We start from the raw sequence: 17,139 nt of genomic DNA on the forward strand, positions 1-17,139 counted from the left end.
GGCCTGAGGCACGCTACTGGATTCGCTTTCTAGCCACTCTGCAAGCCAGGCCAGGACCTTGAGCCCTGCACGCCCGACCATCAGAGGTGCCCTTCTAAGGCGCAGACGGTACTCCCATCCGCGGGGCGTTTCAAGCTCATGCCGATGGTCGCCTGACGTCTTTACACCGCAAATCACCGGGAGTTATAAAAACCGCTAAAACCGCAACTCAATCGCAGGATGGAACCCATGAACCAAAACCAGCGTGACTACAGCGAAAAGCGCGATTACATCCGCATGCGGGTGGATGCAGAGGTCACGCTGATCCATCAGGGGCAGGTGATCGAAGCGGTCTGCATCGATCTTTCCAGCAGCGGCATGCAGGTTCAGGCACCACGTTCGTTCCAGGTCGGCGATCAGTTGAGTGTACGTATCGACTCAGAGCACGCAGCCCTCAGGGGGCTGGAAGCAGAGACAGAAGTGGTATGGGTCAACCCACAAGAAGGTGGCGGCCAGAAACTTGGACTTACAATCCTTAAAATGAAGTAAAGATTCCAACCCATGAAAAAGGCGGCCATCAGGCCGCCTTTTCAGTTTGTGCAGGACAGTCGAGCTTAGAAGTCGTCTTCGACCTTGCCGTCCTTGATCTTGAATTCGCGATTCTGCAGGTAGGCATTGCGAATGAAGGTGTATTTGTCACCGCGAATCAGCTTGTCCGCCGAGAGCAGGCTGGCACGGGTATCGACGACATCCACACCCATGGTGATGTTGCGCGCGGGGATGTCATTCATGTAGCGGTAGGGTTCGGTGTAGCTGTCGACATACTTGGCCGGCGCATCACGCAGGGTGCTTGGCCCCAGCAACGGCAGCATCACGTAGGGACCGCTGCCCACGCCCCAATGACCGAGGGTCTGGCCGAAGTCTTCGTCATTGCGCTGCAGGCCCATCTTGGTACCGACATCAAAGAAGCCCGCCAGGCCCAGGGTGGTGTTCATCAACAGTCGCGCAGTGTCGACACCGGCAGCACCAGGTTTGGCCTGGAGGATGTCATTGGCGAGGTTGCCGACATCACCGATGTTGCGAAACATGTTGTGGATGCCATCTTCCAGAAACTGCGGAGTGACGGCCTGATAGCCCTGTGCCAGAGGCTTCAGGGCATAAGTATCCAGCGTATCGTTGAAGGTGAAGATGGGACGGTTGATGCTTTCCCATGGATCATCTTCGGCCGCCTGGGCAACCAGGGGAGCCAGCGTCACACCGGCACTCATACATAGTGGAACTAGATAACGGCTCCAGCGCATAGCAGGAAACTCCTTCGATTGTTCTCTCGTGGGGCTATGCCCTGAGGATAAGTTCAGGAGTATAAAGCGGATATGCCGGTTTAGGCAGCATCACCGCAAACCGTCTTCAGCCGGGGTTCAGCCAACCTTGCTGCCATTCACCGTACTGTCACCTGCATGTCATGTTCTGCCGCTAGCCTCCAAGGGTATTTCAAGGACGCTGACATGCCCCACGCCGACGCCTCAGTGCAACCCGCCCGCCCATTGACTGCCGTACTCTTCGGCCTCAGTGGCTGCCTGGTGGATTTCGGCGCGCGGATGCGCCAGCAAGCCACGGACAAACCTGATCCGGAGCAAGCCCAAGCCACACCTGGCGCACTGGAAACGCTGCGGCGCCTGCATCAGCAAGGCATCCCCTGCGCCTGGCTGGAGCAACTGCTCCCCGCCAGTAGCCGCCAATTGGCTGCCGTCCTGCCGGACTGGATCACGCCGGCACCTCACTCCCCCGCCCCCTGGCCTGCACCCGATGCCTGCTGGCAGGCGCTGATGGCGCTCAACGTCAAAGGCATCGACGGCTGTGTCTTGGTCAGCGGCGAACCCCAACTGCTGCAGTCGGGCCTCAATGCCGGCCTCTGGACCATCGGCCTGGCCTCTTGCGGCTCCCTGTGCGGCATGACCCCCAGCGAATGGCAGGCCCTGAGCCAGCAGGAACGGGAATTCAAGCGTGGCAAGGCCACGGTGCAGCTCTTCGGCCTGGGGGTGCATTCGGTCATCGACCATCTGGGGGAGTTGAACACCTGCCTGGCGGACATCGAACTGCGCCGGCTCAAGGGTGAAAAACCCTGACATAAGCCTGTTGATCAGGATCATGCACAGCGCCTGGGAGTGGATTACTCTAAGCCGTGGGCATGGACCTTTGACTCGACAGCGCGGTCCATCCCTGTGCCTATCAATAAAGGGAGAACGCCATGCCTGCCCGCGAACTGCAAGAACAACTCGACACCCTGCGCGAGCAATTGGAACAGAACCCACCGCTTTCCGAAGCCGAGCGCAACAATCTGCAAGAGCTGATGCAGCAGATCGAACTGCAACTCAAACTGGAGACCGGCACCCAGGACGCCAGCCTCGCCGACGGCGTCAACCTGGCCGTGGAACGCTTCGAACTGGAGCACCCGGCGATTGCCGGAACCCTGCGCAATATCGTCCAGACCCTGGGCAACATCGGCATCTGAGCCCCCCCGGTAGCCAACCCCACAAAGCAAAAGCCCCGCTCTCGGAGCGGGGCTTTGCTTTTACTGGCGTACCAACCGGTGATTGGCGAAATCCGCGGTTTCGGTACTGCGGTAAGGGTTGATATCCAGCCCACCGCGGCGCACATAACGCGCATACACGGTGAGTCTCTCCGGCTTGAGCAAGCGTTGCAGGTCGAGAAAGATCCGCTCCACGCACTGTTCGTGAAAGTCCGAGTGCTGGCGGAAGCTCACCAGATAGGCCAGCAGGCTGGCGTGATCCAGAGCCGCGCCCCGGTATTGCACCACCACGCTGCCCCAGTCCGGCTGGCTGGTTACCGGGCAGTTGGACTTGAGCAGATGACTGTGCACGCTCTCCTCCACCACGCGCGAAGCATCGCAGCGCAGCAGTTCGGGGCGCGGGTGCTCATAGCTATCGACACTGATATCCAGATCATCGATACACACCCCAGGCAGCGCCACCACGCCTTCGGCCTCGACCTCCTGCAGGCTGCGGATCCGCACGCCTACCGGCTTGCCGGCAGCAGCCGACAGATCAGTGCGCAAGGTGGCCTCAAGGGTCGCCCGATCATCGAACGGCGTCTGGTTCAGCGAATTGAGGTACAGCTTGAACGACTTGGATTCGATGATGTTCGGCGAATCGGCGGGAATGCTGAACTCACCGATAGCCACTACCGGCTTGCCCGACGGCAGCAGCCAGGACAACTCGAAGCAGTTCCAGTAGTCCACGCCCTTATAAGGAAGGGTATCGGCACTCAAGCCCAGCTCGGCCCATTTTGCCGCCCGGGGAATCGGGAACAGCAAGGACGGGGTGTAAGTGGAGACGTATTCACTGGACTTGCCCAGCGGCGAATGTTCGGCTGCGGGATGCATGGCGGAAACCTGACTGAAGAATCAGCGGATTCTATCAGCCTTTGCTCCCGCCTTTGAGCCCCGGATGCCTATGGGGTGACCGTCAGCTTGCCCACCATCCCGGCCTGGTAGTGCCCTGGAATGTTGCAGGCGAACTCCAGGTTGCCGCTCTTGCTGAAGGTCCAGGTCAGTTCCGCCTGCTTGCCCGGCTCCACCAGCACGCTGTTGGGATCGTCATGCTGCATGCCATGGTCCATGCCTGCCATCGAGCCGTGGCCCATGGCTCCATGATCCATCGCCTTCATGCCGGTCGGGGTGAGCATGCCGCTCTGCTGCATCTTGAGCATTTCCTGCTGGTGCTCGGCATGCATGGCCGCGTTGCCCAGATTGAACTCATGCAGCAACTGCCCCTTGTTGATCAGCACGAATCGCACCGTCTCGCCGGCCTTGATCTCCAGGGCCTTGGGATTGAACGACATGTCCCCCATCACCACCTCGACACTGCGAGTGGCCTTGGCCGCAGGCGCCGGCTGGCCAAAATCGTAGGAGCCGGCCGGCGAGGCCCAGAGCGGTGCACTCAACAGCATCAGGCAGCCCCCCAGGATCGACCGGCTTCGCCACAACAGGTTTTGCATACTCATCATCAGACTCCAACAAGATCGGGATTCAGCCTGTGGCACACTCTAGAGCCCTGCCGCTGCCAGCCAGCTGACATGCAGATTACAACTTTGTCAGCTTGCACTGCCCTGGCCTGCTGCACGGTATAAAGCCCGGGTTCCAACCGCCACGAGTCCCACCATGAAACTGCTGATCGTCGAAGACCAACCCAAAACCGGCCACTACCTGCGCCAGGGCCTGAGCGAGGCCGGCTTCAACGCCGAACTGGTGGCCGACGGCAGCACCGGCCAGCACCTGGCCCTGACCGGCGACTACGCTCTGCTGATTCTCGACGTGATGCTGCCGGGTCGCGACGGCTGGCAGATCCTCCAGGCGGTGCGCAGCGCCGGGCTGGAGATGCCGGTACTGTTCCTCACCGCCCGGGATGCCGTGCAAGACCGGGTGCACGGCCTGGAACTGGGGGCCGACGACTACCTGGTCAAGCCTTTTGCCTTCTCCGAACTGCTGGCCCGGGTCCGCAGCCTGCTGCGCCGGGGCAGCGCCGTGGCCCAGGAAACCAGCCTGCAACTGGCAGACCTGCGCCTGGACCTGATCCGCCGCCGGGTAGAACGCGGCAGCCAGCGCATCGACCTGACCGCCAAGGAATTCGCCCTGCTGGAAATGCTCCTGCGGCGCCAGGGCGAAGTCCTGCCCAAGTCGCTGATTGCCTCCCAGGTCTGGGACATGAATTTCGACAGCGATACCAACGTCATCGAAGTAGCCATCCGCCGCCTGCGCCTGAAGATCGACGACGATTTCCCGAACAAACTGATCCATACCGTACGCGGCATGGGCTACGTGCTCGAAGAGCGCCAGGCCTGATGCGCCGCCTGTCCCTGAGCGGGCGCCTGGCGCTGCTGTTCGCCGCCTGCACCGCAGTGGTCTCATTGTTGGCGGGGGTGTTGTTCAGCCGCGCCAGCGAAGCCCATTTCATCGAACTGGATCAGCAACTGCTGGACGGCAAGCTGCTGGCCCTGCGCAGCGCCTTGCAGGATGTCAACGAGGCCGGTGACTTCTCCCCGAGCCAGGCCAGGCTGCAGGACGAACTGAGCCACCAGCCGGACCTGCAGCTACGAGTCGGCGACGTCAATGGCCAGCTCTGGTTCGACAGCGCCCCCGGCCTGCCCGCCTCTCTGCCTGGCGGTGCCGGCTTGCGCAGCCTGGAGCAGGCCGGCACCGCCTACCGTCTCTACACAGCAGCGCTGAATCCCGGCCAGGCGGCCTCGCCGCAATTGACCCTGATCCTCGACATCACCCATCACCAGCACTTTCTGCAGCGCATGCAACACCTGATCTGGCTCACCGTGGGCCTCTCGGCCCTGGCCACTGCCCTGCTCGGCGCCTGGGCCGCCCGCAGTGGCCTGCGCCCGTTGCGGCGCATGGGCGCGGTGGCCGCCGGGGTCTCCGCCAGTTCCCTGACCCAGCGCCTGCCCCAGGAACAGATGCCCGCCGAGCTGGCGGAACTGGCCAGCAGCTTCAACGCCATGCTGGGCCGTCTTGAAGAGTCGTTTCAGCGCCTCTCGGCATTTTCCGCCGACATCGCCCACGAACTGCGCACCCCTTTGTCGAACCTGCTGACCCACACCCAGGTCACCCTGACCCGCCCCCGGCCGCTGGAGGACTATCGCGAAGCCCTGCACAGCAACCTGGAGGAGCTGCAATGGATGGCGCAACTGGTCAACGACATGCTGTACCTGGCCAAGGCCGACCACGGCTTGCTTACACCCAGGCGCGAAGCGCTGGAGCTGGCCCAGGAAACCGACATGCTGCTGGAGTTCTATGGCCCCCTGGCCGAAGACGCACAGATCGAACTGACCCGTGAAGGCCAGGCCGGCTTTGCCGGGGACCGCAGCATGCTGCGCCGGGCGTTGTCCAACCTGCTGGACAATGCCCTGCGCTTCACTCCGGCCGGGGGCGCGGTCAAGGTGCGCATCAACGAAAGTGCCGGGCACCTGAGCCTGAGCATCGAGAATACCGGCGAAGGGATCGCCAAGGATGTACTGCCGCGCCTGTTCGACCGTTTCTACCGGGCCGACCCGGCACGGCGCGAAGGCAGCAGTGAACATGCGGGGTTGGGGCTGGCGATCACTCAGTCGATCATTCGTGCCCACGGCGGGCAGATCCGATGCGAATCGGCGGCGGGCTGGACCCGTTTCGTGATCGAGTTGCCAAGGCAGGATTGAGGGACTGTTCGCCGGCCAGCCGGCTCCTGCACCAATCGGACAGGAGCCGGCGGCCGGCGAAGGCGGGTCTCAGGAGTAGCGCAAAGCGTGGGCCGGCTCGACCTTGGACGCGCGCCAGGCCGGATACACGGTCGCCAGGAAGCTCAGAACGAAGCCGGCACCACAGATCAGCACCACGTCGCCGCCCTGCAGTTCAGAAGGCAGGTTACTGACGAAATACACATCGGAGCTGAAGATCTGCTGGCCGCTGATTCTTTCCAGCCAGCCCACCAGCTCACTCACGTTCAGCGCCGCGATTACCCCCAGCACCCCACCGATCAGGGTGCCGACGATACCGATCACCGTCCCCTGGACCATGAAGATCGCCATGATCTGCCGTGGTGTGGCGCCGATGGTGCGCAGGATCGCGATGTCCGCCCCCTTGTCATTCACCACCATGATCAAGGTGGCGATGATGTTGAATGCCGCCACCGCCACGATCATCAGCAGTAACAGGCCGATCATGGTCTTTTCCATCTTCATCGCGCTGAACAGGCTGCCCTGGGTGTGGGTCCAGTCATCGGCGCGGAAGTCCGCCCCCAGGCCCTTGGCGATATCCGCCGAGACCTTTGGCGCGGCATACAGGTCCTTGACCGCCAGGCGCACGCTCTGCACCTGGTTCGGCTGCCAGTGCTGCATTTCTGCAGCATCGGCCACATGAATCAGGCCCATGGAGCCATCCAGCTCGGCCCCCACCTTGAATACCCCAACCACGTTGAGGCGTTGCATGCGCGGGGTGATCCCCCCCGGTGCAGTGCTCACTTCAGGCACGATCAGGGTCAGCTTGTCGCCGACGTTCAGGCGAAAGCGCCGGGCCGTGATCTCGCCGATCACCACGCCGAACTCGCCAGGTTTCAGGTCTTGCAGGCTGCCCTGGACAATATGCTGGGCAACGATGGACACCTTGCCTTCCTGGGCCGGATCGATGCCGCTGATCTGGATCGGCTGCATCGCCCCCTTGTAGGAGAGCATGCCCTCCATCTCAGTAAAGGGCACCGCGGCGGTGACTTCCGGATTCTTCAGGGCCGCCGCGGCCACCGGCTGCCAGTCATCGATGGGCTTGACCCCAACGATAGTGGCGTGGGGCACCATGCCGAGGATGCGCGAGCTCATTTCCCGCTGGAAGCCGTTCATCACCGACAGCACCACGATCATCGCCAACACGCCCAGGGCGAGGCCGATCATCGAGGTCATGGAAATGAACGAGACAAAACGATTGCGCCGCTTGGCGCGGGTGTAGCGCGTGCCGATAAAGATCGATAAAGGTCTGAACATGGGCAAGGCACCCTGGAAAGATTAATGACCCGGCATCGACAGCCCAGCCGCCGACGCCGTGTGCGGGCGCATCAGATGGCGACCAGGTGACCTTCTTGCAGGTGCAATACGCGGTCCATCTGCCTGGCCAGGTTCATGTCGTGGGTCACCACCAGGAAGGCGGTGCGCATCGAGGTACTGAGCTCCAGCATCAGGTCCTGAATTCCCTGGGCCGTGTGCGAGTCGAGGTTGCCGGTGGGCTCATCGAGCATCACCAGCCCCGGCTTGTTCACCAGCGCCCGGGCAATGGCCACCCGCTGGCGCTCGCCACCGGACAGCTCGGCCGGTTTGTGCTCCAGCCGATGGCCGAGCCCGACCCGCTCCAGCAGCGCGGTGGCACGCTGACGGGCTTCCGGGATCGGCGTGCGGCCAATCAGCAGCGGCATGCAGACGTTCTCCAGCGCGGTGAACTCCGGCAGCAGATGGTGGAACTGGTAGACGAAGCCCAGGGCGCGGTTGCGCAACTGGCCGCGGGCCTTCTCGCCCAGCGCCGAAAGCTCCTCGCCCGCCAGCCAGACGCTGCCCTTGGATGGCGTATCCAGGCCGCCCAGCAGGTTGAGCAAGGTACTCTTGCCCGAGCCGGAAGTGCCGACGATGGCCACTCGCTCACCCGGGTGCAGCTCCAGTTGCAGGCCAGACAGGACCACCACCGATTCCGGGCCTTCCTCATAGGACTTGCCCAGGTCGCGGCAGCTCAGGATTGCTTTTTCACTCATGCCCAACTCACTCATAACGTAGCGCCTCCGCAGGCTGGGTGCGCGCCGCACGCCAGGCTGGATACAGGGTGGCGAGGAAACTCAGGACCAATGCCGCGCCGCAGACCATCAACACATCCTCGGCCATCAGTTGCGACGGCAGGTAGTCGATGAAATACACGTCGGCATTCAGGAATTTGTGGCCGATCAGGCCTTCAAGGGCAGAAATCGCGGCACTCACGTTCAGCGCCGCCAGCATCCCCAGCACAGCACCGATCAGGGTGCCGACCACGCCGATCACCGTGCCCTGGACCATGAAGATCGCCATGATGGTTCCCGGCGTCGCCCCCAGGGTGCGGAGGATGGCGATATCGCCCTTCTTGTCGTTCACCACCATCACCAGGGTCGAGATGATGTTGAACGCGGCCACCGCGACGATCAGCAGCAGCAACAGGCCGATCATGGCTTTTTCCATGCGGATGGCCTGGTACAGGTTGCCGTGGGTACGGGTCCAGTCGCGGGCGTAATAGTGGTTCTCACCCAGCTGCTGGGCGATTTCCCAGGCGGTGCGCGGGGCCTGGAACAGGTCGTCGAACTTCAGCCGCAGGCCTTGTACCTGATCCGCCTTCCAGCGGTGCAGGCGACCCAGGTCCTGGAGGTTGGTCAGGCCCAGGTAGCCGTCGATCTCGCCGGCGCCGACATGGAAGATGCCCACCACGGTAAAACGCTTCATCCGTGGGAACATCCCGGCCGGGGTCACCGTGACTTCCGGGGCGACGAAGGTCAGCTTGTCTCCCAGGCCGACACCCAGCTTGGTTGCCGCCTTGTCACCAATGACAATGCCGAAGCTACCGGGCGCCAGCGCGTCCAACTGCCCCTGCTGCATGAAGTGGTCGATGATCGACACCTGTCGCTCCTGCTCGGGGTCGATGGCATTGAGCAGCACCTTCTGCACCTGGCCGTTGTTGGTCAACAGGCCCTGCATCTGGGTGAACGGTGCCACCGCCAGCACTTTGGGGTTCTGCTTGACCTTGTCGGCCAGGCTTTGCCAGTCGCTGATGGGTTCGCCGGATTCGATGGTGGCGTGGGGCACCATGCCCAGCACGCGGGTGCGCATCTCATGATCGAAGCCGTTCATCACCGACAGCACCACGATCATCACGATCACGCCAAGGGCGAGTCCGATCATCGAAGTCAGGGAAATGAATGACACAAAATGATTGCGACGCTTTGCACGGGTGTAACGCGTGCCGATAAAAGCAAACAGAGGTCTGAACATGTCGGGGCTTGTGCAGAGGAAAAGAAGACGTCCTTGTGGCGGGGCCTGGTAAGCAGCTTTACACTCAGACCACTGCCTCTACCATGGGTTCGCCATGTCGACATTAGATGAAGAAGATCGCCGCGAATACTACCGTATCGAGGACACGATCGCACTGGAAATTAGCCCCTTGTCCGCCCTCGACGCGGCGAGCAAGGAAGTGTTGCAGGATGAGTCCCCACTGTTCAATCTGCTCAGTGAACTGCACCTGAGTGAATTCGAATCCCAGCATCTGCTGCGCCAGGTCAGCGAGCGCGATCGCACCCTGGCCAGCTACCTCAAGGCCATGAACAAACGCATCGACCTGCTCAGCCAGGTGGTGGCGCAAACGGTGTTCGGCAAGTTCGGCGAGCCGCAGCGGGTCATTCTGTCCGAGGGCGGCATCGAATTCAGCCATCACCAGTGCTACCCAACCGGCAGCCATCTGGCGGTTAAGCTGTTGCTGATGCCGCAGGCCCTGGGCCTGCTGCTGCGGGCCAAGGTCACCCACTGCGAGCCCCAGAGCTTTGGCACCTTCGAGATCGGCACCGAGTTCGAAGCATTGACCGATGCCCAACGCCAGCTGCTGGCGCGCTATATCCTGCAGAAACAGGCCCAGCAACGCCGCCAGGCCCGGGAGCAGAGCGACCCCGCCGCCGGCTGAGCAGTACGCCCGACCCTCTCTTAAGGAACAACATCCGTGAAGGAGCAATTGTGACCCTGATCTATGGCCATCGCGGCGCTAAAGGCGAAGCACCGGAAAATACCCTGACCAGCTTTCAGGAGTGCCTCAAGCACGGCGTGCGCCGTTGCGAGCTCGACTTGCACCTGTCCATGGACGGCGAGTTGATGGTGATCCACGACCCGACCCTCAAGCGCACCACAGACCGGCGCGGCAAAGTGGTGGAGCATTCCGCCGCCGAGCTGGTGACCTACGACGCGCGCAAGGGCGGCCCGGGCTGGGTCAACCCCTGCCCCATTCCGCGCCTGGAAGAGCTGTTCGAGAAATGCGACTTCGAGCACTGGCAGCTGGAGGTCAAGAGCGCCTCGCGCACTCGCGCCGCCACCACGGTGCTGGCGATTCGCGAAATGGCCCAGCGTTTCGGCCTGCTGGACAAGGTCACCGTGACCTCAAGTTCTCGGGAAGTATTGAAGGCCGCCGTGGAGCTGACCCCGGACCTGTCCCGCGGACTGGTAGCCGAATACGCCTGGCTCGACCCATTGAAGGTCGCCCAGAGCTATGGCTGCGAGATTCTGGCGTTGAACTGGACGCTGTGCACCCCAGAGCGTCTGCAACGGGCGCAGCGCCAGGGCTTGCATGTGTCGGTATGGACGGTCAACGAGCCTGCGCTGATGCGCAGGCTCGCCGACTTCGGCGTAGATAGCCTGATTACAGACTTTCCCGGTTTGGCCAGCGCCACCCTCGAGAATCGCTGAAATCGGTCTCCCCGGCCGGCTCAGGCCACCGGCCGGAGCCGCTCAAAAAAGCCGGTTGAGGCCATCGTATGCCGCTACCCGATAGGCTTCGGCCATGGTCGGGTAGTTGAAGGTGGTGTTGACGAAGTACTTCAGGGTGTTGAGCTCGCCCGGCTGGCTCATGATCGCCTGGCCGATGTGCACGATCTCCGAAGCCTGGTAGCCGAAGCAATGGACGCCGAGGACTTCCAGGGTTTCCCGGTGGAACAGGATCTTCAGCATGCCTTGAGGCTCGCCGGCGATCTGCGCACGGGCCATGCCCTTGAAGAACGCCTTGCCCACCTCGTAAGGCACCTTGGCCTGGGTCAGTTCCTGCTCGTTCTTGCCGATGGAGCTGATCTCGGGAATGGTGTAGATCCCGGTCGGCACGTCGTTGACGAAGCGCCAACTGCCGTTGTCGACAATACTGCCGGCCGCGGAACGACCCTGGTCGTGGGCGGCACTGGCCAGGCTCGGCCAGCCGATCACGTCACCGGCCCCGTAGATGTTCGGCACGCAGGTGCGGTAGTTCTCGTCGACTTCGATCTGGCCGCGGCTGTTGACCTTGACCCCGATGTTCTCCATGCCCAGCTTGTCGGTATTGCCGGTACGGCCGTTGCACCAGAGCAAGGCGTCGGCCTTGATCTTCTTGCCGGACTTGAGGTGCAGGATCACGCCGTTGTCCACACCTTCAACGCGGTCGTATTCCTCGTTGTGGCGCACGGTGATGTTGTTGTTGCTGAAGTGGTAGCTCAGGGCCTGGGAGATTTCAGAATCCAGGAAGCTCAGCAACTGGCCGCGGTTGTCCACCAGCTCCACCAGAACCCCCAGGCCACTGAAGATCGAGGCGTATTCGCAACCGATGACCCCGGCGCCGTAGACGATGAGTTTGCGCGGGGTGTGGCCGAGGCTGAGGATGGTGTCGCTATCGTAGATACGCGGGTGGCTGAAATCGATATCCGCGGGGCGATAGGGGCGCGAGCCGGTGGCAATGATGATGTGCTTGGCTACCAGCTTTTCCACCACGCCGTTGGCGCAGACCACTTCCACGGTCTGCTCGTCGGCGAAGCTGCCAGTGCCGAAGAACACATCGACCCGGTTGCGGGCGTAGTAGCCGGTACGCGAGGCCACTTGCTTGGAGATGACCTTCTCGGCGCTCTTGAGCACGTCCGGGAAGGAGAACCAGCGCGGCTCGCCAATGGCCCGGAACATCGGGTTGGTGTTGAACTGCATGATCTGCCGGACCGAGTGACGCAGGGCCTTGGACGGGATGGTACCCAGGTGGGTGCAGTTGCCGCCGACCTGGCGACGGCTATCGACCATCGCCACTTTGCGTCCTGCTTTCGCGGCGTTCATCGCCGCACCTTCTCCAGCGGGGCCTGAGCCCAGCACCACTACGTCGTAGTTGTAGACAGCCATGCGTACTCCTCAGAACAGGCCGAGACACCCTTCTGGCGTCTCCGGCTAAATCATGCCGCGGCCAGCGGCATGAAGGATCAATTTGGCTCGGTTACGAACCCGGGCACAGTCTATAGAAGCGTCAACGCCGCGCACATTAACCCTTGGTCGCGTCGTAGGCTACTTTTGCCTGCACTACAGGCTGCGCAACAGCGCACCAGGTTATTGTTTTTGCCCGGCCAGCAGCGCATCGAAAGCCGGGTTGCTGCGTGTGACGAAACCTGTAGCGCTGCGCATCACAAAAAATCCGGCGATGCCGTGTTTTTCCGCGTAGTCCCAGCCCGCCTCCGGGCCGAGTATCAGCAACAGCGTCGACAGGCCATCGGCCATCAACGCCGAAGGATGAATCACCGTTACCGAGGCCAACGGGTGGGCGATGGGTTGGCCGAGCCGGGCATCGAAGGTATGGGAGTAACGCTGGCCGTCCTGCTCGAAGTAATTACGGTAGTCGCCGGAAGTGGAAACGCCAAAACCATCCAGGGCGATCACCCGCTGGGCTACCTGCTGGTCATCACGCGGCTCCTCCAGGGCTATCCGCCATGGTGAGCCGTCGGGCTTGCGACCCACGGCCTTGAGCTCACCGGTGGCTTCGGCAAGGAAGCTGTCGATCCCCAGTTGCGTGAGCCGGGCAGCGATGCGGTCCACCGCATAGCCGGCGGCGATGCTGTTGAAATCCACCTCCACCGGCGCATCCTTGCACAGCTCCTGCCCTTCGATACGCAGGTGAGCGTGCCCTACCCGCTGCCGCACCTCAGCCAGGGCTGACGCGCCGGGAACCTTTTCCTCGCGCCCCTGAGGGCCAAAACCCCAGAGATCCAGCAGCGGTTCCACCGTCAGGTCGAAGGCGCCATCGCTGTCCCGGGACAACTGCTCACCCACTCGCACCAACTGCAACACCGGCTCCGGCATCGGCTGGCAGCTATCGGCGGGCAAGGCGTTGAAACGCTCGATGTCCGAATCGCTGCGATAGGTGGACATCTGCCCGTCGACCTCCGCCAGAATTCCCTCGACCTCAGCCTGTACCAGGGACGGCGCCGGCCCCTGGGCGTGACGCACATACTGCACCGACCAGGTGCTGCCCATGGTCGGCCCGGAGAGGCTTTCCAGGCGCTCGCCGCCACAACCGGCCAGCAGCACCAGCGCGGCGTACAAAGCGCTCCATCGCGATCGTTGCTTACCCGACAAGGTGTTCCTCCCGATCAACCGCCCTGCTGGGCCAGCTGGCAGTACAAATGGCCATTATGCGACAGACGGAGGCCGCCTGCCCGGCGTCCCACCGCCTTGGCTACGGGCAGAACCTTGATCTAGAGCCGCCCTGCCACCCCAAGAGTTTTTGTTGCCGGATGGCTTTCATACACATATCGTTACAAAACTGTTCAGCGTGCAGCCTCGAGCCCCGACTTTGCAGTAAGGGACGCATAACGACCAGGGATTGCTAACAAGACAGCCAAAGTGAGTGAAAAAAATGTCCACGACCACGGGCAAAGGCAAGGCGATCTTTCGCGTTGTCAGCGGCAACTTTCTCGAGATGTTCGACTTCATGGTCTACGGCTTCTACGCCACGGCGATTGCCAAGACCTTCTTTCCTGCGGACAGCGCCTTCGCCTCGTTGATGCTGTCCCTGGCGACCTTTGGCGCGGGCTTCCTGATGCGCCCCCTGGGAGCGATTTTCCTCGGTGCCTACATTGACCGTCACGGCCGTCGCCAAGGCCTGATCATTACCCTGGCACTGATGGCCGCGGGCACCGTGCTGATTGCCTGCGTGCCGGGCTACGCCACCCTTGGCGTCGCCGCGCCCTTGCTGGTGCTGCTGGGTCGCCTGCTGCAGGGCTTTTCCGCCGGCGTCGAGCTGGGCGGGGTGTCGGTGTACCTCGCCGAAATCTCCACGCCGGGCCGCAAGGGCTTCTTCGTCAGTTGGCAGTCGGCCAGCCAACAGGCCGCAGTGGTCTTCGCCGGCCTGCTGGGCGTAGGCCTGAACCACTGGCTGAGCCCCGAGCAAATGGGTGACTGGGGCTGGCGCGTGCCGTTCCTGGTGGGCTGCATGATTGTTCCGGCGATCTTCATGATCCGTCGCTCCCTGGAAGAGACCCCGGAGTTCCAGGCCCGCAAGCATCGCCCTTCGCTGCAGGAAATCGTCCGTTCCATCGGCCAGAACTTCGGCATCGTCATCGCCGGCATGGCTCTGGTGGTGATGACCACCGTGTCCTTCTACCTGATCACCGCCTACACCCCGACCTTCGGCAAGGCCGAATTGCACCTGTCGGACTTCGACGCCCTGCTGGTAACCGTGTGCATCGGTCTGTCGAACTTCTTCTGGCTGCCGGTCATGGGGTCACTGTCGGACAAAATCGGCCGCAAGCCGCTGCTGCTGGGGGCGACCATCCTGGCCATCTTCACGGCTTATCCGGCACTGTCCTGGCTGGTGGCCAACCCCAGCTTCAGCCACCTGCTGATCGTCGAGCTGTGGCTGTCTTTCCTCTATGGCTCGTATAACGGCGCGATGGTGGTGGCCCTGACTGAAATCATGCCGGTGGAAGTGCGCACCACGGGTTTCTCCCTGGCCTACAGCCTGGCCACCGCGACCTTCGGCGGCTTTACCCCGGCAGCCTGCACCTACCTGATCCACGTCCTGGGCAATCAGGCGGCTCCGGGCATCTGGCTCAGTGGCGCGGCGGTGCTGGGGCTGATCGCCACCCTGGTGCTGTTCCGCGGTAATCGCCACGAACTGCGTACCGCGCAAGCGGCAACAGCGCGCGGCGCCTGAGACAAACGCTTCGCTGGCAAGCCAGCTCCTACGGTTGCGCCGACCTGGCTTGCCGGCGCAAAGCCACAAACAAAAACGCCCCGACAAGTCGGGGCGTTTTCATTTCAGCAGTCGCTTAGCGTGGGAACGCTGGCGGGTTGACCCCGGCCATGTCTTCCATCACGCGCACTACCTGGCAGCTGTAACCGAACTCGTTGTCGTACCAGACGTACAGAACAACGCGGTTGTCCTGAACGATGGTCGCTTCAGCGTCGACCACACCGGCGTGACGCGAGCCCACGAAGTCGGTGGACACCACTTCCTGCGAGTTGACGAAGTCGATCTGCTTGTGCAGGTCGGAGTGCAGCGCCATGTAGCGCAGGTACTCGTTCATCTCTTCACGGGTGGCGGCTTTCTCGAGGTTCAGGTTGAGAATGGCCATCGACACGTTTGGCGTCGGAACGCGGATCGCGTTACCGGTCAGCTTGCCGGCCAGCTCAGGCAGGGCCTTGGCAGCAGCAGTAGCAGCACCGGTCTCGGTGATCACCATGTTCAGCGCGGCGCTACGGCCACGGCGATCGCCCTTGTGGAAGTTGTCGATCAGGTTCTGGTCGTTGGTGTACGAGTGAACGGTTTCGACGTGACCGTTGATGATGCCGAACTTGTCATTCACAGCCTTCAGCACCGGCACGATGGCGTTGGTGGTGCAGGAAGCGGCGGACACGATCTTGTCGTCAGCGGTGATTTCGTTGTGGTTGATACCGTGAACGATGTTCTTCAGCTTGCCTTTGCCTGGCGCGGTCAGAACAACGCGATCGATACCCGGGCAGGCCAGGTGCTGGCCCAGACCGTCGGCGTCACGCCATACACCGGTGTTGTCCACCAGCAGAGCGTCCTTGATGCCGTACTGGGTGTAGTCCACCTCGGTCGGGTTCTTCGCGTAGATGACCTGGATCAGGTTACCGTTGGCGGTGATGGTGTTGTTTTCTTCGTCGATGGTGATGGTGCCGTTGAACGAACCGTGCACCGAGTCGCGACGCAGCAGGCTGGCGCGCTTGGTCAGGTCGTTTTCGGCGCCCTTGCGCACCACGATGGCGCGCAGACGCAGGCCGTCGCCACCACCGGTTTTCTCGATCAGGATGCGCGCCAGCAGACGGCCGATACGACCGAAGCCGTACAGGACTACGTCAGTGCCTTTGCGGGCCGAAGCATTTTGCTGGCCAACCACATCAGCCATTTCTTCGCGAACGAACTGCTCGGCGCTGCGGCCATTGCCTTCGTTACGGAATTTGAACGCCAACTTGCCCAGGTCTACCGATGCCGCGCCGAGCTTGAGCTCGCTCATGGCTTTAAGCAGAGGGAATGTTTCGTGGACGGAGAGTTCGCTATCGTCGGAGGAACGGTGGCGAGCAAAGCGGTGAGCTTTGAGAATCGCGATGACAGACTGGTTGATCAGGCTGCGGCCATAGATCGAGCTCACCACGTTGTTATTGCGGTAGAGCTGACCGATAAGCGGAATCATCGCTTCTGCGAGTGCTTCACGGTCGATCCATTCACCAAGACACTGGTCGGGCTTCTGAGTCACGGGAACCTTCCACATGTAGGGGCAGAAAAAAGGGGCTACATTATGCCGCCCAGTTCCTGTCGTAGCAATGCGCGCCTGTCGTGCGGAACGTAACAAAAAGCCCTTGCAAAAAAACACCACTGTGCTGGAGACCAGTAAAACCGCGGCTTCCAGCAGCGTCAATTTTTTGGACATCACACCAGCCTGTCTGTAACCCTCCGTAACACCAGCCACAATCGGCACTACATTTCAGGTCAAGAAGCGCATTTTGTTGTCATAGCCACTACATTTGCCCCAACCAGCGTATTAGACGCATCAGCCACTGACAGTGGCTGCCCGGGGCCGTTACAATTACCGACTTTGTCGCAACGCT

General features: G+C 62.0%; 17 protein-coding genes. 8 read left to right on the forward strand and 9 right to left on the reverse strand.

Going from position 1 to position 17,139, the window contains the following annotated elements:
• Positions 1–228: 228 nt before the first annotated feature.
• Positions 229–528, forward strand: coding sequence for a PilZ domain-containing protein (locus AC1RCO_RS29755; protein WP_011060291.1), 300 nt, complete (start codon positions 229–231; stop codon positions 526–528).
• 65 nt (positions 529–593) lie between these two features.
• On the opposite strand, the gene AC1RCO_RS29760 is transcribed toward AC1RCO_RS29755, so the two are convergent.
• Positions 594–1,280, reverse strand: coding sequence for an MlaA family lipoprotein (locus AC1RCO_RS29760; protein ID WP_011060290.1), 687 nt, complete (start codon positions 1,278–1,280; stop codon positions 594–596).
• A gap of 204 nt (positions 1,281–1,484) precedes the next feature.
• On the opposite strand from AC1RCO_RS29760, the gene pcrP reads away from it, so the two are divergent.
• On the forward strand, positions 1,485–2,105 hold the full coding sequence (gene pcrP / locus AC1RCO_RS29765) for an HAD superfamily inactivated hydrolase PcrP (RefSeq protein WP_019093683.1): 621 nt from the start codon (positions 1,485–1,487) through the stop codon (positions 2,103–2,105).
• A 122-nt stretch (positions 2,106–2,227) separates the two neighbouring features.
• Positions 2,228–2,491 (forward strand): DUF4404 family protein, encoded by a 264-nt coding sequence (locus tag AC1RCO_RS29770; protein WP_011060288.1) that lies wholly within the window; start codon positions 2,228–2,230, stop codon positions 2,489–2,491.
• A 60-nt stretch (positions 2,492–2,551) separates the two neighbouring features.
• On the opposite strand, the gene queF is transcribed toward AC1RCO_RS29770, so the two are convergent.
• Positions 2,552–3,382: an NADPH-dependent 7-cyano-7-deazaguanine reductase QueF gene (queF, locus tag AC1RCO_RS29775; protein ID WP_011060287.1), complete on the reverse strand. Its 831-nt coding sequence runs from the start codon at positions 3,380–3,382 to the stop codon at positions 2,552–2,554.
• Positions 3,383–3,450: 68 nt separating this feature from the next.
• The gene (copI, locus tag AC1RCO_RS29780; RefSeq protein ID WP_019093682.1) at positions 3,451–4,002 is read right to left on the reverse strand and encodes a copper-resistant cuproprotein CopI; all 552 of its coding nucleotides are present in this window, start codon (positions 4,000–4,002) and stop codon (positions 3,451–3,453) included.
• Between the two features lie 157 nt (positions 4,003–4,159).
• Between copI and AC1RCO_RS29785 the strand changes: the two genes are divergently transcribed.
• On the forward strand, positions 4,160–4,840 hold the full coding sequence (locus tag AC1RCO_RS29785; protein WP_041116967.1) for a heavy metal response regulator transcription factor: 681 nt from the start codon (positions 4,160–4,162) through the stop codon (positions 4,838–4,840).
• Positions 4,840–6,201, forward strand: a complete 1,362-nt coding sequence (locus AC1RCO_RS29790) for a heavy metal sensor histidine kinase (RefSeq protein ID WP_492618330.1) — start codon at positions 4,840–4,842, stop codon at positions 6,199–6,201. The genes AC1RCO_RS29785 and AC1RCO_RS29790 overlap by 1 nt, the downstream gene beginning before the upstream one ends.
• 69 nt (positions 6,202–6,270) lie before the next feature.
• Here the strand turns inward: AC1RCO_RS29790 and AC1RCO_RS29795 are convergent, their stop codons facing one another.
• The 3 genes from AC1RCO_RS29795 to AC1RCO_RS29805 form a co-directional block, all read right to left on the reverse strand.
• Complete coding sequence (locus tag AC1RCO_RS29795) at positions 6,271–7,515, reverse strand: lipoprotein-releasing ABC transporter permease subunit (RefSeq protein ID WP_011060283.1); 1,245 nt, start codon at positions 7,513–7,515, stop codon at positions 6,271–6,273.
• Positions 7,516–7,586: 71 nt separating this feature from the next.
• Positions 7,587–8,270 carry a lipoprotein-releasing ABC transporter ATP-binding protein LolD gene (gene lolD, locus AC1RCO_RS29800; RefSeq protein WP_015634822.1) on the reverse strand — a complete coding sequence of 228 codons (684 nt, stop codon included), beginning with the start codon at positions 8,268–8,270 and terminating at the stop codon, positions 7,587–7,589.
• A gap of 7 nt (positions 8,271–8,277) precedes the next feature.
• Entirely contained in the window at positions 8,278–9,528 is a 1,251-nt protein-coding gene (locus AC1RCO_RS29805; RefSeq protein ID WP_011060281.1) for a lipoprotein-releasing ABC transporter permease subunit, read from the reverse strand.
• Positions 9,529–9,622: 94 nt separating this feature from the next.
• Here AC1RCO_RS29805 and AC1RCO_RS29810 point away from each other — a divergent pair, with 94 nt between their 5' ends.
• Entirely contained in the window at positions 9,623–10,210 is a 588-nt protein-coding gene (locus AC1RCO_RS29810) for a PilZ domain-containing protein (protein ID WP_011060280.1), read from the forward strand.
• Between the two features lie 50 nt (positions 10,211–10,260).
• Positions 10,261–10,983, forward strand: coding sequence for a glycerophosphodiester phosphodiesterase (locus AC1RCO_RS29815; protein ID WP_015634820.1), 723 nt, complete (start codon positions 10,261–10,263; stop codon positions 10,981–10,983).
• A 42-nt stretch (positions 10,984–11,025) separates the two neighbouring features.
• Here AC1RCO_RS29815 and sthA read toward each other — a convergent pair whose 3' ends face one another.
• The gene (gene sthA / locus AC1RCO_RS29820; protein ID WP_011060278.1) at positions 11,026–12,420 is read right to left on the reverse strand and encodes a Si-specific NAD(P)(+) transhydrogenase; all 1,395 of its coding nucleotides are present in this window, start codon (positions 12,418–12,420) and stop codon (positions 11,026–11,028) included.
• A gap of 201 nt (positions 12,421–12,621) precedes the next feature.
• Positions 12,622–13,596 (reverse strand): FAD:protein FMN transferase, encoded by a 975-nt coding sequence (locus AC1RCO_RS29825; protein ID WP_011060277.1) that lies wholly within the window; start codon positions 13,594–13,596, stop codon positions 12,622–12,624.
• Positions 13,597–13,924: 328 nt separating this feature from the next.
• On the opposite strand from AC1RCO_RS29825, the gene AC1RCO_RS29830 reads away from it, so the two are divergent.
• Positions 13,925–15,223 carry an MFS transporter gene (locus AC1RCO_RS29830; protein WP_011060276.1) on the forward strand — a complete coding sequence of 433 codons (1,299 nt, stop codon included), beginning with the start codon at positions 13,925–13,927 and terminating at the stop codon, positions 15,221–15,223.
• A 115-nt stretch (positions 15,224–15,338) separates the two neighbouring features.
• Here AC1RCO_RS29830 and AC1RCO_RS29835 read toward each other — a convergent pair whose 3' ends face one another.
• Positions 15,339–16,802 (reverse strand): glyceraldehyde-3-phosphate dehydrogenase, encoded by a 1,464-nt coding sequence (locus tag AC1RCO_RS29835; RefSeq protein ID WP_011060275.1) that lies wholly within the window; start codon positions 16,800–16,802, stop codon positions 15,339–15,341.
• Between the last annotated feature and the right edge of the window lie 337 nt (positions 16,803–17,139).

Source organism: Pseudomonas sp. GW823-FHT03E05, assembly GCF_058796855.1.